We start from the raw sequence: 22,081 nt of genomic DNA, 5'->3' as shown, positions 1-22,081 counted from the left end.
GCCCTTCGTGCCGATGTGGAAGATCTTGAGGTCGCGGGTCATGTGCCGGTCTTCACCGACCACGCACCACTGCTTCAGCCAGGATCGGGAGAGCCCGGATACCGGCCCTGATCCTGTCACCGAGCAAGTTCGGCTTGGCGAAGACTGCGGAACACCGCCAGGGTCGTCCATCCGCGCAGCGTGGCGTGAATCGATGAGCGGAATGCCGCCTCGGCCGTGGTGGCGTCGAGGGCCCCGGCCAGTTCGAGAGTCACGAGCCCGTGCAGGGTTGCCCAGATCGACAGGGCGATCGACGTTGCGTCGCCGACGAGGACGGATGCCGTCAAGGCGCGATCGATCGCCGCGAGGAGCGGACGGATCGGGTCACTGGCACCGACCTCCCCCGACGGGTCGAAGGATTGCACACCACCGAACAGCACCGTGTACAGGTGGCTGTGCCCGCACCCCCAACGACGGTAGGCGACGGCCAGCGCGTAGAGGTCGGCGAGAGGGTCCGCGGAGGTCTGCACCGCCGACACGTCCTGGAACAGGCCGGCGACGGCTCTGTCGCGCACCGCACCGATCAGCCCGTCCTTGCCACCGAACAAGGAATACACCGCCGTGGTCGAGGCCTCGGCGGCAGCGGCCACGGCGCGGACCGAGACCGACTCCCGCGGACGGGTGGCGAGCATCTCGGTCGCGCACTCCACAAGCCGCTCTTTGACGGCCTCGTCGTTTGTTCTCGGCCTACCCACGGCCAGCAGCCTACTCCCTCTGATAACGTCGTTTTGAAACAGCGTTCTGAAACTATCGGAGGTCCGCCGTGCCCACGCCCGTCTTACGTCTCGTCCGCTTCACCGGACGCTTACTGCTGGCCCTGGCCGCCATCGCCATGCTGGTCGTCGTCTTTCTCGCACTGATCGCCCTCACGGGCGGGGCAGGTTCGGGGCTCGCCGCGTGGTTGACGACCCTCGGGACCGGGACTGTCCTCGCGCTGTGGCGGGGCCGGCACCGCACCTGGCCGACGCGGCTCGTGCCGTTCCTACCGGTGATCGTCGCGGCGGCGTTGACAGCGACGGTCTGCATCCCGACCGTGCCCACGGACCGTCAGTACCCGCCCGCCCTAACCTTCGTGGCCACGCAGCACTGGAACCTGGCCACGGGCAGCCGGGTCGCGGTGTATCACTACCCGCCCGCGAACCCCGGCCCCCGGCATCCCGTCCCGTTCGTGTACCTCCACGGAGGACCCGTCCGCGGCGTCTCGCTGCAGGACCACCGGTTTCTGCGACTTCTGGCCCGCCAGGGCTACGACGTCTATGCCTACGAACAGGCCGGTGGCGGACGAAGCGACCTGCTCACCATGGACCAGTACATGATCTCCAGGTCGGTCCGTGACCTCGCCGCTTTTATCGACCGCCTAGACAAGGGCAAGGTCGACATCCTCGGATTCTCCGGAGGCGGAGTCGTACTCACCCGAGCCCTGGCCGACCCTGGCGTCGCCGCACGCCTGCACCGGGCGATCGTCGCCGAGCCCGGGCCCATGGACGGCCCCACCGCACACATCGCCGGGCACAAGGGCCGAGCATCCGCACGGAGCCTCGCGCCGGCCCCGACCGGACCGCGATCGACGCACGTCCCCCGGTACGCCGTGGCATTCGGCCTCATGCGACTCGGACTCCTCCCCCCCGACACCGGACTGATCGGACAGGCCGAAGGCGACAACGCGTTCACCGCCGCAGACCTCGGCAGCGACACCGCATCCGCCTACTGCGCGCGCGACGCGCACCGCATCCCCACCGAGGACACCGCACAGAACTTCTCCTTCAGCCCCGCCGCCAGCCTCCGCATCCAGCAGACAGTCAAGGACTCACCCTCCATCGCCCCGCAACTGAGGCGCTCCCGGACCGCCGCGATGCTGATGATCGCCGAGTGCTCCTCCCAGGTCCGTCAATGGGCGACCGCCGTGCTTGCCAATGACCCCGCCATCCAGCGCACGCAGTACATGCCCGGAGTCGGACACCACATGTGGAACGGCCTCGACGACAACAACGACCGGGCCGTCGCCGTCATCACCGCGTTCCTTCAGGGCAAGCCAGCACCCCTGCCGAACTACCCGACCCGCGACGAGATCCCTACCTTCCTGCGCGACCACAAATGAAGACGTCTCAGCCCGTCACCGGCAACGGCGGGCGAAACCGCGAAGCCGCCTGAGCCCTGCGGAAGTACAGCCAAGGACGAGCTCTTAGTCCGGAAAAGGCTTCTCGCGGTGGTCCGCGGTCAGTGGAGCTTGTTGACGGCGGTGGTCGTCGTCTTCTTGAAGGCCTTGACCGGCGCGTCCTTGAAGCCGCCCATCTGCCCCCAGTCCACGACGGTGACGGTCCGGCCGTCCCGGCCCACCGACAGGAGCCGGATGTCCATGGCCCCCCAGGACGTGACGGTGGCCACACCGTGGACGCGGGCGCCCTCCTCGACGGGCAGCGTCCCGAGGTCCCGGTACTCGGCCTTGACGTCCGGGTCGGAGGACTCGCTCACGCAGTCCCGGAAGTCCTTGTTCAGCCGGGTGGCGAGAGCCTTGGCCTTGCTGTCGTTGCCGGCGACGACGATGAGCTGGTTGGCGCCGGTCTCCAGGTCCGTGCGGAAGGATCGGTGCCGGGCGTCGTAGGCCAGGAGCGCGTCGCCCAGGCAGTACTGGAACACCTCGGGGACGCCGTCCTCGATCTTGCCCGCCGTCCAGGAGGACGAGGGGTGCGGCGGGAGCTGGGACGCCGAAAGGAACTTCGGTGCGCTGCTCGCCTTCGCGGCGGCCGCCGGTACGGCGCCGGCGGCGAGTGCGGAGCCCGCCGTGAGACCCGCGACGACGAGTGCGGTGAGCACGTTTGCTCGGGTGCGCTTGGGCATGGGTGTCCCCCGTGAACGAGTACCCGATCGGGTACGTGGATGAGTGTGGTGCTTCTGCGCCGCCGACGCCGGATGGTCCGTCCGGCCCTGGTCGGTGCGACACCAAGAGCATCGGCCGTCGCCGGGGGTGGGCGCAACGGCCGACGCCCGATCGGCGACCATGGAACCATCCCGGCCCGTCTGACGTGCACATATATGGAGTGCCTGGGATGCCGTCCCGGGACAGTAGGACACGGGGGAACAGTGTCGGCAGCACGGGACGACGTCCAGGAATTCGCGGCGTCGCTCACGCGTATCAAGGAACGCACGGACCGCAGCTACGGGCAGCTGGCCCGGCGTCTCAACATGAACACCTCCACGCTGCACCGGTACTGCGCGGGGGACACCGTCCCCCTCGACTTCGCGCCCGTCGAGCGCTTCGCCGCGCTCTGCGGGGCGACGGGGGAGGAGCGGCTGGAACTCCACCGGCTGTGGCTGTTGGCGGTGGCGGCACGGCAGCGGACACGTACGCCCGGGGCAGCGCCCGGTGGTGCGGGGTCCGGTTCGTCGACGCCGACGGAATCGGCCCAGCCGGCCGAACCTGTCCTGCCGGTCCAACCTGCCGGGTCGGCGGATCCCCGCGAATCGGTCGAGCCCGCCGGGCCGGTCGAGCCTGCCGATCCCGCCGGGCTGACCGAGCCTGCCGATGCCGCCGAGCCTGCCGAGCCAGGCCCGTCGTCGGCCCAGGAGCCGTCCCTTTCGACCTCGGCCTCGACCCGGCCGGAGGTGCTCTCGGCCCCGCCGCCGCCCCGGCGCCCTTGGAACCGCCGCCGACGCGCCCTCGTCGGTGCGGCGGTCGCCGCGGTGCTCATCGCCATCCTGGGCACCCTCGCCGCCCTGCCGTCCGGCCGTCCTCCGACGAACAGCGCCGCACAGGGCGGCGACCCGGCGCCCTCCCGTACGACAGCAGGAGCCCAGCGCCCGTCGATCGCACCCACGAGCCCGTCCCCGTCGTCGGACACCACGAAGAGCCCTTCGGGCCCCCCCTCACCCACGCCCACGAAGCCCGGAAGCACCCCCACGAAGAACGACGACACCGAGGAGCGGCGGCCCCCGGCCACCGGGGTGCCCCTCACCTGGACGGCGAACTCCCAGCTGTGGAAGCTGGGCTGCGGCCACGACTACGTCATCGCCAAGCCGCCGACGAAGGTGCCCCCGCCGCCGACGCCGCAGGACGCGGGCGCCTGGGCCGCGACCCAGCAGGCCGTGCACGGGCGGAACACGATCGTGGAGATCACGGTGCAGGGGCGGAAGTCCGCGGCCGTCGTCCTGACGGCGTTGCGGGTGCGCGTCGTCGGACGCACGGCTCCCGCCGACGGCAACGCCTACGCGATGGACCAGGGCTGCGGAGGACGGGTCAGCCCCCGGTACTTCGACGTCGACCTGGACAAGAACCGGCCGATCGCCCGCCCGGTCGACGGCGCCGACCTGGACATACCACTGCCCGCCGTGCGTTTTCCGTACAGCGTGTCGGCCGAGGACTCGGAGGTCCTGACGGTCAGCGCGCAGACAGAGACCTGCGACTGCCTCTGGTACCTGGAGCTGGAATGGTCCTCCGAGGGCCGAACCGGCACGGTCCGGATCGACGACAACGGCCGCCCGTTCCGCACGACCGGGATCAAGGGACTGCCGCGCTACACGTACGCCACCGAGCAGCACCAGTGGGCGCCCCTCACGGATTGACCTCAGGACACTCGACCGCGGCATCGAGGAGTTCCATCAGGGCGCGTGCCGCCGGGCTCGTCGCCTGCGGGGGCGGCAGCAGGGCGACCGTCTCGTACACCGTCTCGGCGGTGCCCTTGACGGCGAGGGCGGTGAGGGAGTCGCGCTTGTGCCGGTAGTGGCGTGGGACGACGGCGATGCCGAGGTTCTCGTCGACGAGCTCCAGGAGGCTGTGCACGTCGTTGACCTCCAGGGCGACGGCCCGCCGAACGCCCGCGGCGGCGAAGACCGCGTCGGTGGTGCGGCGCGGGCCCCAGTCCGGGTGGAAGTCGACGAAGACCTCGCCGCCCAGTTCCTCCGGGGTCACGGCGGCGCCGGCGGCCGCGAGGCGGTGGCTGGGGTGGCACAGGACGGTCATCGGCTCGCTGGACAGCGGTACGACACGCAGCTGGTCGGTGTCCTCCTGAGCCGTCCGTACGGCGAACGCCAGATCGAGCCGCCCGCTCGCGACCTCCTCCGCGAGCGCCCCCGAGCCCGCCTGCCGCAGACAGATCTCCACATCCGGATGGAGCCGCCGGAACGCGGCGAGCAGCCCCGCCACATGCAGCCCGGCCACGCACTGTTCCGATCCGAGCGCCAGCATGCCCCGCAGCACACCCTGCACCGCGGCCACCGCCTCACGGGCGGACCGCACCTGCGCCAGGATCCGCTCCGCCTCCGTCAGCAGCGCCCGCCCGGCCGGCGTGAGCGTCACCCTGCGGGTCGTCCGCACGAACAGCGGCGTCTGCAGCTCACGCTCCAGGGCCCGTACGGAGGCGGACAGACCCGACTGGGAGACCAACAGCCGTTCGGCGGCCCGGGTGAAGTGCTCCTCCTCGGCGACGGCGACGAAATGCTGCAGATGGCGGAGTTCCATGACTGAGAAGAGTAGGCGCTGAATCCCATCGGATTCTTCTGTTGGACCAATGCCCCCAGGTCGCGAAAGAGTGGACACCGGTTCTCGGGGACTTCCGGTCCCACCGTGCCAACCCCTCTGGAGTCGCGTTGTACACCGCACACCCCGACCGCTACGCGGACATGCCCTACCGGCGCACCGGACGCAGCGGTCTGAAACTTCCCGCGCTCTCGCTCGGCCTGTGGCACAACTTCGGCCCCGACCGGTCCGTCGAGACGCAGCGCGCGATCCTGCGCCGCGCCTTCGACCTGGGCGTCACCCACTTCGACCTGGCCAACAACTACGGCCCGCCGCCCGGCTCCGCCGAGTCCGCCCTCGGCGAGGCGCTGAAGGCCGACTTCGCCCCGTACCGCGACGAGCTGATCATCTCCACCAAGGCCGGCTATCTGATGTGGCCCGGCCCGTACGGCGAGTGGGGCTCCCGCAAGTACGTCCTCTCCTCGCTCGACCAGAGCCTGAAGCGGATGGGCCTGGACCACGTCGACATCTTCTACTCGCACCGCCCCGACCCTGAGACTCCGCTGGAGGAGACGATGGGCGCGCTGCACTCGGCCGTCCAGCAGGGCAAGGCGCTGTACGTCGGCGTCTCCAACTACTCGGCCGAGCAGACCCGCGAGGCCGCCCGCATCCTGGGCGAGCTGGGCACCCCGCTCCTCATCCACCAGCCGCGGTACTCGATGCTCGACCGGCGCCCCGAGAGCGAGGGTCTGCTCGACGCCCTCGACGAGCTGCAGGTCGGCTCCATCGTCTTCTCCCCGCTGGAGCAGGGCCTGCTGACCTCCCGCTATCTCGACGGCATCCCGGAGGGCTCCCGCGCGGCGAGCGACAGCCCGTTCCTGAAGTCCGATGCCGTCACCGAGGACCTGGTGGGCAGGCTGCGCGCGCTGGACGAGGTCGCCAAGTCCCGCGGCCAGACCCTGGCCCAGCTCGCCCTGGCCTGGACGCTGCGCGGCGGCCGGGTCACCTCCGCCCTCGTCGGCGCGAGCAGCGCCCGGCAGATCGAGGACAGCGTCGGCGCCATCGCCAACCTCGACTTCGAGGCGGACGAACTGGCCGGCATCGACGCGATCATCGAGGGCAAGGGCTGACGGCCTCCCTCGCCCAACCCAACGCCTAACCCTCGATACGCTCCTCCAGCCGTACGGTCACCGATTCGCCCGCCTCCTTGCCGATCGCCTTGCGCACATCCGCTCTGACGGGCAGCTTGTGGGTGCCGTCGCCCAGGGCCATGAAGGAGCTGCGGAAGGGGTGGCCGTCGATGGTGCCGCGGACCTTGACCAGCCCGCGGGTGCCGAAGAAGGCGGCGGACCCGGGCCACACGAGGTAGGTCCAGCCGCCTTCGGCGGGGCTCTTCCGCAGCTCCGCCGTGAACTGCTCGTCGAGCGTGCTCATGATGTCGTCCTCCGCTTCCGGTGGTCCCCCACGAACAAGAGACCACCGGAAGCGGAAGAACTCATCGCCGAACGCTGGGGCGGCCGGGCGCCCCGGTCCGGCCGCCGCCGACGGCACCAGGTCCAGGAAGCCGTACACGCTCCGGATACGGCCCTCGTCGTCGAGCGTGATCACGTCGAACCCGGCGACCGGCGCACCGCCACGCCCCGTCCACCGGCTCCCAGCCGAAGTGGGCGGTGTCGTGGTGTCCGTCCATGGCGGTGACCAGGTGGAAGGCGAGGCCGGGGAACTGTTTCCGGGCCGCGGCGATCAGGGCGGCGATCTCCCCGTGCCCGCGCACGTCGGCCAATGGATCGGTGTTAGCCGCCGTCGGCGGCCCAGGCGGCGGCGACCGCCCCGGCCAGTTCCTCCTCGCCGCCCGCGTTCCAGGCCTCTAAGTAGCGGGCGACGGCGGTCTCGTAGCGCTCTCGACGGTCTTGAATCGCGGGCATGATCGTTGAACCCTCCATCGAGGACGTACGTATGGGACGGGGACCGGGTCCGGAGCCGTCCGCGGCCTCCTCGTGATCCGGCACCGCACACGATGCCCGGACGTCCCGGAGGGCGTCGATCACCTCGGTGGTCATACCGAGGAAGGCCCGGTCGGAGGGCCCTGCGCATCGTTTCGGCCAATCGCGCTCTCGCATATGCCAGGAGACTGGCTGAATTGGCATGGTGGCAGAGCGTCAGGAGTGTCGATACTCGACTGACAGGGCGATTGAGCCATGAACGAACGCGCACCCGTGCGCGGTCGTCATGTCACTGTGAGTGACGCGCGGATCGCCGGATGTGCACGACCCGGCAAATCTGTGAGGCGAGAGCAAGTCCGCGCGGCGAGTGGGGTCGGGCGGGTCGGTGGTGCGATCGGGGGAGCGAAGCGTGCACGACGAATTCCTGTGCCATGTCACCGCGTACGGATGGTGCGACGGCCGGCGCGTCGGCGTGCCTCTCGGGACCTATCGCGCCCCCACGTTGGCGCTGGCGCTGTGGTGGATGCGCGACCGCGCGTTATGGATCGCCGAGCGCCTCGACCCGCGACCCGAGAACCCGAACTTCCCGCCGAACGCGGTCGTTCCGGTCGCCGACACCGTACCGGACGTGCCGAGCCTGCTGCGTGCCTGGTCCACCGACGATGCCCAACAGGGTCTGGTGGCCGATGAGTTGGCCGCCGGGAACCTGGTCCGGATCGCCACCAACGACGACACCACGGAGTACGAGCTGCTCGCGGAGTCCGTGGACGCCATGCGCATGCAGCGCGTCGCCCAGCGGATCGCCGCTCCCGCCGCCTGACCCCGAGGGGCCGCGAGAGCAGTGGCCCGCAGGCCCTCGCCGCGACGGTCAGGCGCATATCGGTACCAGTCGGTAGAATCTTCTCCATGGCAGAGCGGTCCATCGCACCGACCGCGCCCGAACTCGTGCTGGAAACCGAGTCGGGCTCCACGGTGATGACCCCGAGCCACGCGTACCACGTGGGGCGCGACCCGCTCAGCGAGATCGTCCTCGACGACGACCGGGTCTCGTGGCACCACGCGGTGCTGCGGGCCGAGACCGGCCACTGGACGATCGAGGACGAGAACAGCACCAACGGCACGTACGCCGACGGCCACCGCGTCCACGAGTGGGACGTCGGCCCCGGCACCGTCATCCACTTCGGGAGCCTCCCCGACGGCCCCCGGGCAGTGCTCACCGGCCTCACCCCCGAGCGCCCCTCCGGCATCCTCCGCCCCGCCTCCACCGGCACGTTCCGGCAGCCCACGAGCGTCCGCCCGCTGCCCGAGCGGACCGTCCGCATCGGCCGTGCCGCCGACAACGACCTGGTCATCGACGACCTCGTCGTCTCCCGCCGGCACGCGGAGCTGCGCGCGCGGCCGGAGGGCACGTACGAGATCGTCGACCTCGGCAGCCACAACGGCACCTTCCTCAACGGCACGCCCGTCGACCAGGCCCCGGTCACTGCCGGTGACATCGTGGGCATCGGGCACTCCGCGTTCTGCCTGGTCGGCGACGAACTCCAGGAGTACGTCGACACCGGCGAGGTCTCCCTCGATGTCCAGGAACTCACCGTCGCCGTCGACCGCGGCCGGAAGACGCTCCTCGACAAGGTCTCCTTTCCGGTCGGCGAGAAATGCCTTCTCGCCGTCGTCGGCCCGAGCGGCGCGGGCAAGTCCACCCTCCTGAACGCCCTGACCGGGCAGCGCCCCGCCGACAGCGGCACGGTCCTCTACGACGGCCGCGACCTCTACCGCGACTACGCCGAACTCCGCCAGCGCATCGGCCTGGTCCCGCAGGACGACATCCTGCACGCCCAGCTGACCGTCCGCAGGGCCCTCTCCTACGCCGCCGAACTGCGCTTCCCGCAGGACACCGCGAAGGCCGAGCGGCAGGCCCGGGTCGACGAGGTGATCCGCGAACTGGGACTCGAACAGCGCGCCGGGCAGCCCATCCACAGCCTCTCCGGCGGCCAGCGCAAGCGGGTCAGCGTGGCACTGGAGCTGCTGACGAAGCCCTCCCTGCTGTTCCTGGACGAACCGACCTCCGGCCTCGACCCGGGCATGGACCGCTCGGTGATGCACATGCTGCGCGGCCTCGCCGACGACGGCCGCACGGTCATCGTCGTCACCCACAGCGTCCTCAGCCTCGATGTCTGCGACCGCCTCCTCGTCCTCGCGCCCGGCGGCAAGGTCGCCTACTACGGCCCGCCGGACGACACCCTCGCCTTCTTCGGGTTCGAGCAGTGGCCGGAGGCGTTCGAGGCCTTCGAACGGGATCAGGAGCGGGACTGGGCGGGGGAGTACCGCGACTCGCCCTTCCAGCGCCAGTACGTCACCGCCTCCATGGGCCAGCCGTATCTGCCCGGCCCGGAGCCGGTCGCCGTGGCACCGCCGCCCAAGCCGCAGAGCTGGGGCGCCCAACTGGGCACGCTGGTGCGCCGGTACGCGGCCGCGCTCGGCGCCGACCGCACCTTCCTCGCCATCATGATCGCGCTGCCGTTCGTGATGGGCGCGATGGCGAGGGCGCTCGCGGGGAGCACGCTGGACCGGGAGACCGCCATGAACGCGCTGCTCATCCTGTGTGTGGGCGGGGTGCTGACGGGCGCGGCGAACGCCGTGCGCGAGTTGGTCAAGGAACGCGTCATCTACCAGCGCGAACGGGCCGTGGGCCTGTCCAGATCCGCGTACCTGATGTCCAAGGTCGTCGTCCTCGGTACCGTCACCGTCCTCCAGGCGGTCGTCCTCACCCTGGTCGCCCTGCTCGGCGTCGACCTCAACGCCCCGAACGGCGAAGGGGTGTTGATGCCACCCCTGGTCGAGATCACGGTCGCCGTGGCGCTCCTCGCGTTCACCGCGATGATGCTCGGCCTCGTCGTCTCCGCACTGGTCCGCAAGGAGGAGGTCACCATGCCGCTGCTGGTGCTCCTCGCGATCGTCCAGGTCGTGTTCTGCGGCGCCCTGCTGGATGTGAAGGGCACGATCGTCCTCGAACAACTGGCCTGGCTGGTGCCGTCGCGGTGGGCGTTCGCCGCGATGGCCGGCACGATCGACCTCGAACGGATCGTCCCCGACACGAAGGACCCGCTGTTCGAGCACTCGGCGGGCGTGTGGCTGCTCGACATGGGGATGCTCGTCGTCCTGTCGCTGCTCTGCGGCTGGCTCGTCGTACGGCTGCTGCGCCGCCGCGAACCCGCGGTGATGCGGAAGTAGCCGCGATGACGACCCCCGGTTTCCTCCCCAGCCACGTCGTCCCGCCGGGCGGACTGCCCGCCTGGGAGGCCCCCGACCCGTCGTACCCCACCGTGGCCCTCGACGCGCTGCTGCCCGTCCGGCTTCTGGAGCGGCGCGGCGACTGGGGCCACGTCCTGTGCGCCAACGGCTGGTCCGCCTGGATCGACGGCCGCCTCCTCGTCGCCGTACCCCAGGACCCGCCCGCCGCGGGCGCGGACGCCGCCCGCACGGCCGACCCGCGCCCCCTGCTGGCCCGGGTCGAGGAGGCCCTGACGCGGTACCGCACCGAGGCGGAGGCGCTGGCCGCCGGGCATCGCGACGGGGAGTCCTTCCGTGAGCGTACGAAGGGGCTGCGGATCGGTGTGGTCGTCGACGGCGAGTCGCTGTGGTTGTTCGACTCCGCGCACGAGCGGTGGGTGTACTGCGACGGGGCACGGCTGAGCACGTTCGCGGTGGGGGACAAGCCGCGGGAGACCCCGGTCGCCCCGCGCTTCCCGACGGCGGCCCCGGCCCCGGAGCCGACCCGTGTCGTAGGGGAACCCGAACGCGGACCGGAGGAGCACCGGTCGGCCGACCGACGACCGGCGGATCAAGGGCCGGCCGACCGACGGCCGCCGGATCACGGGTCCGCCGATCACGAACCCACACGCCTGGTCCCGCCGGTGACCCGCGATGGGTGAGACACAGCCGTACGCGGGGCGCCCCTCCGAGCTGGTCGGACGGCAGATCGCGAGCTACCGCATCGAACGCGAGATCGGCAGGGGTGGCATGGCCGTCGTCTACCAGGCGCTGGACCTGCGCCTGGAACGGACGGTCGCGCTGAAGCTGCTCGCCCCGGAACTGGCCCGCAACGACACGTTCCGGCGCCGCTTCACGCACGAGTCACGGGTGGCCGCCGCGATCGACCATCCGCACATCGTGCCGGTCTTCGAGGCGGGTGAGACGGACGGTGTCCTCTACATCGCCATGCGGTACGTCGCCGGCAGCGATCTGCGGCATCTCCTGGACCGGGAGGGCCCCTTGCCGGTCACGACCGCCACCCGGATAGCCGCCCAGGTCGCCTCCGCGCTCGACGCGGCCCACGACCACGGCCTGGTGCACCGGGACGTGAAGCCCGGCAACATCCTGGTCGCGCAGGGAACCGACAGCGACCACCCCGAGCACGTCTATCTCACCGATTTCGGCCTGACGAAGAAGTCGCTGTCCCTGACGGGGTTCACCAGCGTCGGCCAGTTCGTGGGGACGCTCGACTACGTGGCGCCGGAGCAGATCTCGGGCAAGCCCGTCGACGGCCGCTGCGACGTCTACAGCCTCGCCTGCGTAGTCCACGAGACCCTCGCCGGCCGGCCGCCGTTCCAACGGGACGACGACATGGCCCTGTTGTGGGCCCATCAGTACGACGAGCCGCCTCCGCTGACCGGCGCGCGCCCCGATCTGCCCCCGGCCGTCGACGGGGTGCTGGCGACGGCCCTGGCCAAGTCCCCGGACGACCGGTACGACTCCTGCCTGTCCTTCGTCGCGGCGCTCAGGGCCGCCAACGCCACGCGCGGCTTCCCGCCGGGGCACGCGCCGACCCGGACCGTCGCGCCGAAGGCGTCAGGACCGCCCGAAGCCCCGCCGGAACCACCGGCGTGGGCCGGGCCCGTCTTCATCCGGCCCGGCCGGTACCCCGACTGACATCGAGCCGGTCCACATGGGCCACGTTCTCCCGGTCGTCGGCGTCCTGGCCGGCCTCGGCGGCGAACCAGGCGTCGAGGATCTCCTTCAACAGCGGCTCGGAGGTCAGCCGCAGCCCGATCGCCAGGACATTGGCGTCGTTCCAGCGGCGGGCGCCGTCGGCCGTGTACGCGTCCGTGCACAGGGCGGCCCGTACGCCGGGCACCTTGTTCGCGGCGATCGACGCGCCGGTGCCCGTCCAGCAGCACACGACGGCCTGGTCCGACACCCCGGAGGCGACCTCACGCGCCGCCGCCTCGGAGCAGACCGCCCACCGGGGGTCGTCCCCGGTGCGCAGCGCGCCATGGGTCAGCACTTCGTGGCCCCGGCCGCGCAACTCCGTGAGGAGGAAGCGGGCGACGGGCTCGTCCATGTCCGAGGAGACGGAGATCCGCATGCCCCCGAGGCTACCCGGCACGCGGCCACCGGCTACGGGCGCGGCCACGTCTTGCCGTGCAGCCGCTCGATGCTCGTGTTGAAACGCTCCAGGTAGTCGGCGAACCCGGCGATGTCGTCCTCGGACCAGCCTTCCAGCACCAGGGCGAGGCTGCGGACGTTGCCCTCCCGCTCCTCGTCCAGCCGGCGCTCGCCCTCCTCGGTGATACGGAACTTGCGCGCCACGCCGCCCTCCGGGTCGAGGATGTGCTCGACCAGCCCGGCCCGCAGGGTGGAGGCGGTCTGCCGGCGCAGGGTGGAGGCGTCCAGGCCGAAGGCGTCGCTCAGCTCACTGATGGACATCGGCCCCTCGACACGGATGCGGCTGAGGAGGATGTACGCGCTGCGCTCCAGCGTGGAGTCCTTGCGGCGCCCCTTGCTCTGGCTCAGATGCTGGTACCGCCCGAGCAGCATGTTCTCGTACTCGACCCGGCGCGTCGGCTCTTCCACTTGGTCGCCTACCTCCTGGTTGCGGATACCGCCAGGGCGATCTTTCCATCCCGGCGGGCAGCCCTCGCCGGACCAGGTGTCGTACCCGTGATGTGCATCATGCATAAGACGTGCGCCATGCATGGTGCAGGTATGATGCACGGCAGGTGCATGACGTATGCCCCGTCACCGGTACATCGCACGGAGGAACCCCTTGACGGCCAACCCCCCGCCCGCCACCCGACCGGGCGGTGTCATCGCGACGCTGGCGCTCGCCGGCATCGTCGCCGCGATCATGCAGACACTGGTGACACCGCTGCTCACCGAGCTGCCCACGATCCTCGACACCAGCGCCGCCAACGCCTCCTGGGTGATCACCGCGACCCTGCTGACGGGAGCGGTCTTCGGCCCGGTCGGCGGACGCCTCGGCGACCTGTACGGCAAGCGCCGCATGCTTCTGGTCTGTTGTGCCCCGCTGTTCATCGGCTCGGTGGTGTGCGCGCTGTCCTCGACCGTCGTACCGATGATCGTGGGCCGGGGACTGCAGGGCATCGGCATGGGTGTGGTCCCGCTCGGCATCAGCCTGCTGCGTGACGTCATCGCCCCGGAGAAGCTCAGCGGCTCGATCGCCCTGGTCAGTGCCTCCCTGGGGATCGGCGCCGGCCTCGGCCTGCCGATCGCCGCCGCGGTCGCCCAGTACGCCAGCTGGCGGGTGCTGTTCTGGGGCGCCGCAGGCCTGGCGGTCGCGGTCACCGCCATGATCTGGTTCCTCGTCCCCGAGACCCCCGCCGGGGCCAGGGGGCAGCGCTTCGACTTCGTCGGCGCCTTCGCCCTCGGCGGCGGTGTGGTGTGCCTGCTGCTCGCCGTGTCCAAGGGCGCGGACTGGGGCTGGGCATCCGCCACCACGCTCGGCCTGTTCGCCGGTGCCGCCGCGCTCCTGCTGTCCTGGGGCTTCTGGGAGCTGCGCACCCGCGAGCCGCTGGTCGACCTGCGCACCACCGCCCACCCGCGGGTGCTGCTCACCAACGTCGCCTCGGTCCTCGTCGGTTTCGGCATGTACGCGCAGGCGCTGATCACTCCGCAGCTCCTGAGGTTGCCTGAGGCCACCGGCTACGGTCTGGGTCAGTCGATGCTGGCCATGGCGCTGTGGATGGCCCCGGCCGGTCTCATGATGATGGTGCTCTCGCCGCTCGGCGGACAGCTCACCAATGCCCGCGGTCCCAAGTTCACGCTGGTCACCGGCTCCCTGGTGATCGGCACCGGCTACGGCCTCGCGCTCGCGCTGATGGGCTCCACCTGGGGTCTGCTGATCGTCTCCCTCGTCGTCAGCTCCGGCGTCGGCCTCGCGTACGGTGCCATGCCCGCGCTGATCATGAGCGCGGTGCCGCTGTCCGAGACGGCCTCCGCCAACAGCTTCAACACGCTGATGCGCGCCCTGGGCACCTCCTCCGCCGCCGCCGTGGTCGGCGTGGTCCTCGCCCAGATGACCACCACGCTCGGCGGCTTCAGCCTGCCCTCGGAGGACGGCTTCCGTACCGGTCTGATGATCGGCTGCGGCGCCGCGCTGGTCGCCGCCGCGGTCGCCGTGTTCATCCCCGCCGCCCGGGTCGCCCCCTCCGAGTCCGGCCCCGAGGAGCAGGAGTCGAACACGGTGGAGGCACCGGCCTCCGCCGCCTGACAGCACGATGGGGAGGGGCGGGAGGGTGTGCCGGCCCTTCGTGGCCGGCCCTTCCCGCCTGGGACGGCGGACAGGGCGAGGCGGGACGAGGCGGGGCCGGGTGCCTAGGGCGAGGCGGGGGGATCCAGGGACCGGACGGTGATGGACCAGGATCCGTCCGAGCGGGCGTAGATGAGGCAGGGGCCGGTGAGGGGGGCTTCGCCGTGCCAGGGGCCGACGTGGTTGGCCAACTCGTCGAGGAAACCGGTGGCGTCCGGTTCGAAGGTGTCGACGAGGAAGTACCCACCGTCGTCGGCCCGCGGATCGCCCTCGTACCGGAGGGTCGCGATCCCCGGGCCGCCCGTGTGGCGCAGCACGTCCGAGGCGGGACGCCGTGTGTGACCCTCACAGGCGAGCGCGCTCGACACGGGGCTCACGTCGACCTGCCACGGTCCGTCGGCCTGTATCCGCAGGGCCCGGACCGGCCGGTCGTCGGCGTTCACCAGGGCACGGCACGAGAAAGGGCCGTCGGTGTAGACGAGTTGGCTCTGGGAGTGCAGCCGCCCGTCCAGGGCGTCGACGACGAAGTGACCGGACCCCGTGTGCGTGATGTCGAGGATGACCGGGCCCGTCCCGGTGGTCAGCTGGGTGACCCTGTCGTCGTCGCCGCCGATCCGCTGGAGCGCCGGGTCGCCCGCGGTGAGCAGCGGGGGTGCCTTCCGAGGTGGTTCGTCGCTTTCGCCGACCCCGGACAGCGGCACCACAACGGCCCGTTGCTTCGCCCGGTCGCGCTGAAACCACTTCATCGAGTGCCCCCCTGATGACGTCTGCGCACAGTATTGGACGTCAGGGTCTCCGCGTATACAACGAGGACCGCACTTCCGTAACCGCCTTTGTGACCTGCGAGGTTGTGTCGTTCATCATTGTTTGCGGGGCAATGGGAACCGGCGGGCATCGTCCTCGTCCCGACCGGGCATGGTGAGGAGGGCGGAACGCGCCCGGGGTATGCGGCACGCGACGACCAAGTCGCGGTGTCGGCGGCGCCGGGGCCGCCCGTGCCGTCCTGAGCGAATGTGGTCCACGCGTGGTGCGCGCACGTGGGCGTGAAGGGGGAGCCATGGCGCTGCCGGTCGTGTCCGAGGACGTTCTGCCGCAGCCGATGCTGAGCCCGCTGACATCCGCGGCGGTCTTTCTGGTGGTCACCGTCGCCCCGGGCGGCGAGTCGACGGCGCGCGGGGTGCTGGCCGGACTCGCCGGGCTGGAGAGGTCGGTGGGCTTCTCCACCCCCGAGGGCGCCCTCGGCTGCGTGGCCGGGATCGGCGCGGAGGCCTGGGACCGGCTCTTCGGCTCCCCCCGGCCGGCCGCCCTGCACCCCTTCCGGGAACTGGACGGCCCCCGCCACCGGGCCGTGGCGACGCCGGGCGACCTGCTCTTCCACATCCGGGCGACGCGTGTGGACCTGTGCTTCGCCCTGGCCGCCGAGATCATGCGGCAACTGCGCGGCGCGGCCGGGCTGGAGGACGAGGTCCAGGCCTTCGCGTACTTCGACTCGCGCAACCTCCTCGGCTTCGTCGACGGCACGGAGAACCCGGTCGGACGCGTCGCCGCCGAGGCGGTGCTCGTCGGTGACGAGGACCCCGACTTCCGCGGTGGCAGCTATGTGCTCGTGCAGAAGTACCTGCACGACGTGGACTCCTGGGAGAAACTCCCCGTCCAGGCGCAGGAGAAGGTCATCGGCCGGACCAAGTTGACCAACCTGGAGCTGGACGTGAAGGGTTCGCACGTCGACGTCAACACCCTCGTCGGCCCGGACGGCACCGAGCAGCGCATACTGCGTGCCGCCATGCCCTTCGGCAGACCCGGACAGGGCGAGTTCGGGACGTACTTCATCGCCTACGCCCGCGACCCCGAGGTCCCCGAGGCCATGCTGCGGAAGATGTTCCTGGGCGAACCGCCGACCGGTCACGACCCGATCCTGGACTTCTCCCGGGCCGTGACCGGGACCATGTTCTTCGTGCCCTCGGCGGACTTCCTCCGCACGATCCCGGCCCGCCGCCCACCGAAGTGACATGGTGATCGCCGTCGGACGGGCGGCCCCCCTGTCTCTCGCCTCGTCAGAACTCGTCCTCGCCCTCGACGAACGTCCGCACCACCTCGATCTCCCCGATGCGCGACACGTCCACCCGGCGCGGATCGTCGCCCAGCACCACGAGGTCCGCCCGCCTGCCGGGGGTCAGGCTGCCGGCGTCGGTCTCCCAGTGACAGGCGCGCGCGGCCTCGGTGGTGTACGCGCGCAGGGCCTCGTCGACGGTGATCGCCTCCTCGGCGCCGATGAGACGGCCGGACTCCGAGGCCCGCTCCACCATGAACTGGATCGCCCGCAGCGGGGCGCCGTTCGCCACCGGGCGGTCCGAGCTGCCGGCGACCCGGATGCCGTGGTCGAGGAAGCCCCGGCCGCGGTACAGCCAGCCGGCCCGGTCCTCGCCCATGATCGTGGCGTAGTCGTCACCGTAATAGCGCAGGAAGCTCGGCTGGATGACGACGGTGACGCCGAGCGCGGCCAGCCGGGGGAGCTGGTCGGGACGGACCAGACCCGCGTGCTCGACGCGATGGCGTGCCTGCGGGCGCGGGCCGCGCTTCTGGGCCTTCTCCAGCGCGTCCAGGGCGACATCGAGGGCCCGGTCACCGATCGCGTGCACGGCGAGCTGCCAGCCGGCGCGATGACCCTCGACGATCGTGCTCTCCAGCACCTCGGGCTCGTGCATGAGCTGACCGGACCCGTCGGTGCCCAGGTAGGGGCTGGTGAGAGCCGCGGTACGGGCCATCATGCCGCCGTCGGTGAAGACCTTGAGCGCGCCCAGGGAGAGCGCGCCCTCCCCGAAGCCCGTACGCAGACCGAGGTCGATCGCCCGGCTCGTGGTGTCCTCGGCGGCCGCGCCGACCGGGCGCAGCGCGTCGGCGGCCACCATCAGCCGTACCCGCACCGGCAGTCGGCCCGACTCGTGGGCGAGCTGGTACGCGGCGCCCTCGACGGGGCTGTGCCCGAAGAGCCGGGCCCCCACCCCCGCCTCGGCGCACCCCGTGATGCCCTCGGACCGGCAGACGCGCGCGGCGTGCTCGATCGCCGACGCCAGTTCGGTGAGCGAGTGCGGCGGCCGGGACTGCAGCGCGGCCCCCATGGCGCCCTCCGCGAGGAAACCGTCCGGCCGGGCGACCTCGGCGGACAGACCGCTCAGCACCGCCGAGTTGACCAGGCAGGCATGCCCGGAGAGATGGCCCAGGTACACCTTGCGTCCGGCGCTGACGGCGTCCAGATCCGCAGCCGTGAGCGGGCGGTCGAGGGTGCGCTGGTCGTAACCGCCGAAGTCCACCCAGCCGCCGACGGGGGCCTGCGCCACGGCCTTCGCCACCACGCGGAGCACGTCGTCGGCGCGTCGGCACGGCGCGACACTGGGGGCCTTCGCCTTCAGTCCCGCCCAGGCCAGGTGCACATGGGCGTCGATGAAGCCCGGGAGCACGGTGGCGCCGCCCAGGTCCAGCGTCCGTCGCGCCGCGAGCCCCGCCACGTCCTCGTCCAGGCCGACGATGCGCCCCCGCCAGATCCCGAGTTCCCGGGCGGCCGGGCGGTCCGGGTCCATCGTGACGATGCGGGCGTTGGTGATCCTGGTGCTGAGCACGAACAGGTCCTTCCGGTCGGGGCGGTTGCCCGGTGGAGTCTCGTACAGGTGAAGTGGCTTGCTGCATCTGCCAGTTGAGGGGCCGGTCGGCTGGTGTCCCGGCGTTCGAGGAGGTCGGTCAGGTCTCGAAGAGGTTTCGGGGGCTGGCCCAGGAAGGCAAATGTAGTTAGCCTTACCTAAGTTTTCTTGTACGTCTTCTGTGTTGGCGAAACCCGTCCGGAGTGTTGCGTGAGAAAAGCGGACCCACCGGGACGGAACGTCCTGCGGCGCGCGGCCGGCGGACAGCGTCGGGACGTCGTGCTGGGCGCGGTTCTGGGGATGGGGCACCAGACGGGCGAGGCCCTCGTGCCGGTGCTCATCGGACTGGCCATCGAGCGCGGAGTCGTGGACGGCGACGTCCCCGGACTGCTGTTGTGGCTCGGCGTCCTGGCCGCCGTGTACGTCGGACTCTCCTTCAGCTTCCGGTTCAGCGCGAGGGCGGGTGAGCGTGCCGCCGTCACCGCCGCGCACCACCTCAGGACCGAACTCGTCGGCCGCGTCCTCGCTCCCGAGGGCGGCGCCGAGGAGGGACGGCTGCCGGGCGAACTGACGAACATCGCCACCGAGGACGCCAAAAGGGTCGGCGCCGTCGCCATGGCCCTCATCGTCGCCTTCGCTGCCACCGCGGGTCTCGTGGTCGGCGCGGTCGCGCTGCTGCGGGTCTCCCTCGCCCTGGGCCTGCTCGTCCTCCTGGGCACCCCGCTGCTGCTGTGGCTCGGACACCTGCTGAGCAAGCCCCTGGAACGGCGCAGCGAGACCGAACAGGAACGCGCCGCGCAGGCCTCCGGCGTCGCCGCGGACCTGGTGGCCGGACTGCGCGTCCTCAAGGGCATCGGCGCCGAACAGGCGGCCGTCGCCCGCTACCGGCGCGTCAGCCAGGACTCCCTCGCCGCGACGCTGCGTGCCGCCCGCGCCGAATCCTGGCAGAACGGCGTCGTCACCCTTCTCACCGGCACCTTCATCGCCGTGGTCGCCCTCGTCGGCGGACGCCTCGCCGCACGCGGCGACATCGGCCTCGGTGAACTCGTCTCCTCCGTCGGGCTCGCCCTGTTCCTCGTCGGCCCGCTCGGCGAGTTCGCCTGGGTCAACGCCGAACTGGCCCAGGGACGCGCCTCGGCCGCCCGTATCGCGGAGGTCCTGGACGCCCCCGGTGACGTGTCCGAGGCACCGTCCGCCGACGCCGTCCCGCGCGGCGACGTCGAGGGACGGCTGACGCTCCGCGCCCTCACGTACGGCACCCTGCGCGGCGTCGACCTCGACATCGCCCCCGGCGAGACCGTCGGCGTCGCCACGACCGACCCCGCCGACGCCTCCGCCCTGCTGCGCTGCCTCGGCCGCCGCGTCGACCCCGACGAGGGCGCCGTGGAACTGGACGGCACGGAACTGACCGCGCTGTGCCTGGCCGACGTACGCGCGGCCATCCTCGTCGCCGAACACGACGCGGACCTGTTCGAGGGCACGGTCCTGGACAACGTCACAGCGGCGGTCGGCGCCACCGCACCGGTCGGAGCGACGGCCGCGTCGGCGGGAGCCACCGGTGCATCGGCCGAAGTCACCGCCGCGATGGTCGCCTCCGGCACGGACGAGGTCGCCCGAGCGCTGCCCGACGGCGTCGACACGGCCGTCACCGCACGCGGCCGTTCGCTGTCCGGCGGACAGCGGCAGCGGGTCGCCCTGGCCCGCGCCCTGGCAGCCGACGCCCCGGTACTCGTCGTGCACGAACCCGCCACCGCCGTCGACGCCGTCACCGAGACACGCATCGCCGCCGGGATCAGGGACGTCCGCGGCGGACGCACCACGCTCCTGGTGACCAACAGCCCGGCCCTGCTCGCCGTCACCGACCGTGCCGTCCTCCTCCGCGACGGCCGGGTCACCGCGACCGGCGTCCACGAGCGCCTCGTCCACGAGTGCGCCGACTACCGTACGGCGGTTCTGACATGACCGAGCGATCCGACGGCGGTTCTGACATGACCGAGCGATCCGACGGCGGTTCTCACATGACCGAGCGATCCGACGCCGCCGAGGCCGCGCCCCGCGACGGCGACCGCACCGGACCCGAACTGCTGCCCGTCGCCACGCCCGCCCGCACCCGGGCCGCGGTCGCCGAACTGCTGCGCCCGCAGCGGCGGCTGGCGCTGTCCGCCTTCACGGTGATGGTCGCCTCCACGGCCGTCGGCCTGCTCGTGCAGCCCCTGCTGGGCCGGATCGTCGACCTGGCCGCCGACCGCGGGTCCGCCGACGCCATCGCGGTCACCGCGGCCCTGCTGGTGGCCGTCGCCGTGGGCCAGGGCGTGACCGCGGGATTCGGGCTGTCGCAGATCGCCCGGCTGGGTGAGACGACCCTGGCCCGGCTGCGCGAACGCTTCGTCGAACGGGCCCTGGCACTCCCGCTGGAGCGGGTCGAGAAGGCCGGCGCCGGCGATCTGACCGCCCGGGTCACCGCCGACGTCTCCCTCATCGCCGACGCCGTGCGCAACGCCCTGCCCGCGCTCGGGCACTCCCTGCTGACCATCGTCCTCACCCTCGGGGCCATGGCCCTGCTCGACTGGCGGTTCCTGCTGGCCGCGCTGCTCGCGGTCCCCGTACAGGTGGCCACCGCACGCTGGTACGTCGCCCGCGCCATCCCCCTCTACGCCGAGCAGCGGGTGGCGGCCGGCGCCCAGCAGCAGCAGATGCTCGACACCATCGGCGGCAGCTCCACCGTGCGGTCGTTCCGCCTGGGACGGGAACACACCGAGCGGGTCACCGAACGGTCCTGGTCCGTGGTGGCGCTGACCATGCGGGGCGTACGGCTCGTCCTCGGCTTCTACAGCCGGCTGCACATCGCCGAGTACATCGGGCTCGCCGCCGTCCTCGTCACCGGCTACTGGCTGGTCCGCGACGGCTCGGCCAGCATCGGTACGGCGACCGCCGCCGCCCTGTACTTCCACGGCCTGTTCGGTCCCGTCAACGCGGCCCTCGCCCTCCTCGACGACGCCCAGTCGGCCACGGCGGGCCTCGCCCGGCTCGTCGGCGTCACCGACGAGCCGGTGCCCCCGGTACCGGTGCACACCGTCGAGGCCGGTGGCGTCGACGTCACCGTCCGGGGTCTCGGCCACGCCTACCGTCCCGGCCACCCGGTCCTCCACGACATCGACCTGACGATCCGGCACGGCGAACGCGTGGCCCTCGTCGGCGCCAGCGGAGCGGGCAAGACGACCCTGGCCAAGCTCGTCGCGGGCATCCAGCCGCCCACCACCGGCAGCGTCCTGGTGGGCGGGATCGCGCCCACCGAACTCGGCTCCGCGGCCTCCCGCACGATCGCCCTGATCACCCAGGAGACCCATGTCTTCGCGGGCCCTCTCGCCGACGACCTGCGGCTCGCCCGGCCCGACGCCACCGACGACGAACTGCGCGCCGCGCTCGACCGCGTCGAGGCGCTCGGCTGGGCCGAGGCGCTGCC

General features: G+C 71.7%; 19 protein-coding genes and 1 pseudogene. 11 read left to right on the top strand and 9 right to left on the bottom strand.

Annotated features, from left to right (window positions below):
• Nucleotides 1-116: 116 nt before the first annotated feature.
• A complete protein-coding gene (locus tag AWZ10_RS35900) occupies nt 117-734 on the bottom strand; it encodes a TetR/AcrR family transcriptional regulator (RefSeq protein WP_046706528.1) in 618 nt (205 codons plus the stop codon).
• Between the two features lie 68 nt (nt 735-802).
• Here AWZ10_RS35900 and AWZ10_RS35895 point away from each other — a divergent pair, with 68 nt between their 5' ends.
• The gene (locus AWZ10_RS35895; protein WP_046706529.1) at nt 803-2,137 is read left to right on the top strand and encodes an alpha/beta hydrolase; all 1,335 of its coding nucleotides are present in this window, start codon (nt 803-805) and stop codon (nt 2,135-2,137) included.
• 119 nt (nt 2,138-2,256) lie between these two features.
• On the opposite strand, the gene AWZ10_RS35890 is transcribed toward AWZ10_RS35895, so the two are convergent.
• Complete coding sequence (locus tag AWZ10_RS35890) at nt 2,257-2,877, bottom strand: hypothetical protein (RefSeq protein ID WP_060893091.1); 621 nt, start codon at nt 2,875-2,877, stop codon at nt 2,257-2,259.
• Between the two features lie 243 nt (nt 2,878-3,120).
• Here AWZ10_RS35890 and AWZ10_RS35885 point away from each other — a divergent pair, with 243 nt between their 5' ends.
• Entirely contained in the window at nt 3,121-4,599 is a 1,479-nt protein-coding gene (locus AWZ10_RS35885) for a helix-turn-helix domain-containing protein (RefSeq protein ID WP_060893090.1), read from the top strand.
• Here the strand turns inward: AWZ10_RS35885 and AWZ10_RS35880 are convergent.
• The gene (locus tag AWZ10_RS35880; protein ID WP_046706532.1) at nt 4,589-5,494 is read right to left on the bottom strand and encodes a LysR family transcriptional regulator; all 906 of its coding nucleotides are present in this window, start codon (nt 5,492-5,494) and stop codon (nt 4,589-4,591) included. The genes AWZ10_RS35885 and AWZ10_RS35880 overlap by 11 nt on opposite strands.
• A 128-nt stretch (nt 5,495-5,622) precedes the next feature.
• On the opposite strand from AWZ10_RS35880, the gene mgrA reads away from it, so the two are divergent.
• Nucleotides 5,623-6,621 carry an L-glyceraldehyde 3-phosphate reductase gene (gene mgrA / locus AWZ10_RS35875; RefSeq protein ID WP_046706533.1) on the top strand — a complete coding sequence of 333 codons (999 nt, stop codon included), beginning with the start codon at nt 5,623-5,625 and terminating at the stop codon, nt 6,619-6,621.
• A gap of 25 nt (nt 6,622-6,646) precedes the next feature.
• Here mgrA and AWZ10_RS35870 read toward each other — a convergent pair whose 3' ends face one another.
• Together AWZ10_RS35870 and AWZ10_RS35865 are read right to left on the bottom strand one after the other, a co-directional pair.
• Nucleotides 6,647-6,925 (bottom strand): DUF1905 domain-containing protein, encoded by a 279-nt coding sequence (locus AWZ10_RS35870; protein WP_046706540.1) that lies wholly within the window; start codon nt 6,923-6,925, stop codon nt 6,647-6,649.
• A gap of 102 nt (nt 6,926-7,027) precedes the next feature.
• Nucleotides 7,028-7,434, bottom strand: a pseudogene (locus AWZ10_RS35865) (nuclear transport factor 2 family protein); the annotation flags it as partial.
• Nucleotides 7,435-7,843: 409 nt separating this feature from the next.
• Between AWZ10_RS35865 and AWZ10_RS35860 the strand changes: the two are divergent.
• From AWZ10_RS35860 to AWZ10_RS35845, 4 genes are all read left to right on the top strand, one after another.
• Nucleotides 7,844-8,254 (top strand): hypothetical protein, encoded by a 411-nt coding sequence (locus AWZ10_RS35860; RefSeq protein ID WP_037692160.1) that lies wholly within the window; start codon nt 7,844-7,846, stop codon nt 8,252-8,254.
• A gap of 86 nt (nt 8,255-8,340) precedes the next feature.
• Nucleotides 8,341-10,665 carry an FHA domain-containing protein gene (locus AWZ10_RS35855; RefSeq protein WP_046706534.1) on the top strand — a complete coding sequence of 775 codons (2,325 nt, stop codon included), beginning with the start codon at nt 8,341-8,343 and terminating at the stop codon, nt 10,663-10,665.
• Between the two features lie 5 nt (nt 10,666-10,670).
• Nucleotides 10,671-11,366, top strand: a complete 696-nt coding sequence (locus AWZ10_RS35850; protein ID WP_046706535.1) for a hypothetical protein — start codon at nt 10,671-10,673, stop codon at nt 11,364-11,366.
• Entirely contained in the window at nt 11,359-12,363 is a 1,005-nt protein-coding gene (locus AWZ10_RS35845) for a serine/threonine-protein kinase (protein WP_046706536.1), read from the top strand. The genes AWZ10_RS35850 and AWZ10_RS35845 overlap by 8 nt, the downstream gene beginning before the upstream one ends.
• Here AWZ10_RS35845 and AWZ10_RS35840 read toward each other — a convergent pair.
• A complete protein-coding gene (locus tag AWZ10_RS35840; protein WP_060893101.1) occupies nt 12,335-12,799 on the bottom strand; it encodes an RpiB/LacA/LacB family sugar-phosphate isomerase in 465 nt (154 codons plus the stop codon). The two genes, AWZ10_RS35845 and AWZ10_RS35840, sit on opposite strands and share 29 nt — an antisense overlap.
• A 32-nt stretch (nt 12,800-12,831) precedes the next feature.
• On the bottom strand, nt 12,832-13,287 hold the full coding sequence (locus AWZ10_RS35835) for a MarR family winged helix-turn-helix transcriptional regulator (protein WP_046706538.1): 456 nt from the start codon (nt 13,285-13,287) through the stop codon (nt 12,832-12,834).
• A 193-nt stretch (nt 13,288-13,480) separates the two neighbouring features.
• Here AWZ10_RS35835 and AWZ10_RS35830 point away from each other — a divergent pair, with 193 nt between their 5' ends.
• A complete protein-coding gene (locus AWZ10_RS35830) occupies nt 13,481-14,944 on the top strand; it encodes an MFS transporter (protein ID WP_060893089.1) in 1,464 nt (487 codons plus the stop codon).
• Between the two features lie 104 nt (nt 14,945-15,048).
• On the opposite strand, the gene AWZ10_RS35825 is transcribed toward AWZ10_RS35830, so the two are convergent.
• Nucleotides 15,049-15,729, bottom strand: a complete 681-nt coding sequence (locus AWZ10_RS35825) for a hypothetical protein (RefSeq protein WP_060893088.1) — start codon at nt 15,727-15,729, stop codon at nt 15,049-15,051.
• A 311-nt stretch (nt 15,730-16,040) separates the two neighbouring features.
• Between AWZ10_RS35825 and AWZ10_RS35820 the strand changes: the two genes are divergently transcribed.
• A complete protein-coding gene (locus AWZ10_RS35820; protein WP_060893087.1) occupies nt 16,041-16,991 on the top strand; it encodes a Dyp-type peroxidase in 951 nt (316 codons plus the stop codon).
• A gap of 46 nt (nt 16,992-17,037) precedes the next feature.
• Here the strand turns inward: AWZ10_RS35820 and AWZ10_RS35815 are convergent, their stop codons facing one another.
• Nucleotides 17,038-18,600 (bottom strand): amidohydrolase, encoded by a 1,563-nt coding sequence (locus AWZ10_RS35815; RefSeq protein ID WP_060893086.1) that lies wholly within the window; start codon nt 18,598-18,600, stop codon nt 17,038-17,040.
• 228 nt (nt 18,601-18,828) lie between these two features.
• On the opposite strand from AWZ10_RS35815, the gene AWZ10_RS35810 reads away from it, so the two are divergent.
• Nucleotides 18,829-20,580 (top strand): ABC transporter ATP-binding protein, encoded by a 1,752-nt coding sequence (locus AWZ10_RS35810; protein WP_060893085.1) that lies wholly within the window; start codon nt 18,829-18,831, stop codon nt 20,578-20,580.
• 56 nt (nt 20,581-20,636) lie between these two features.
• Nucleotides 20,637-22,081, top strand: a 1,445-nt coding sequence (locus AWZ10_RS35805; RefSeq protein ID WP_060893100.1) for an ABC transporter ATP-binding protein, incomplete at its 3' end; no start/stop codon positions are given.

The organism is Streptomyces europaeiscabiei, assembly GCF_001550375.1.
GTDB lineage: Bacteria > Actinomycetota > Actinomycetes > Streptomycetales > Streptomycetaceae > Streptomyces > Streptomyces europaeiscabiei.
Note: the sequence above shows the minus strand (reverse complement) of the source record. Positions and strands in the feature narration are given on the sequence as shown.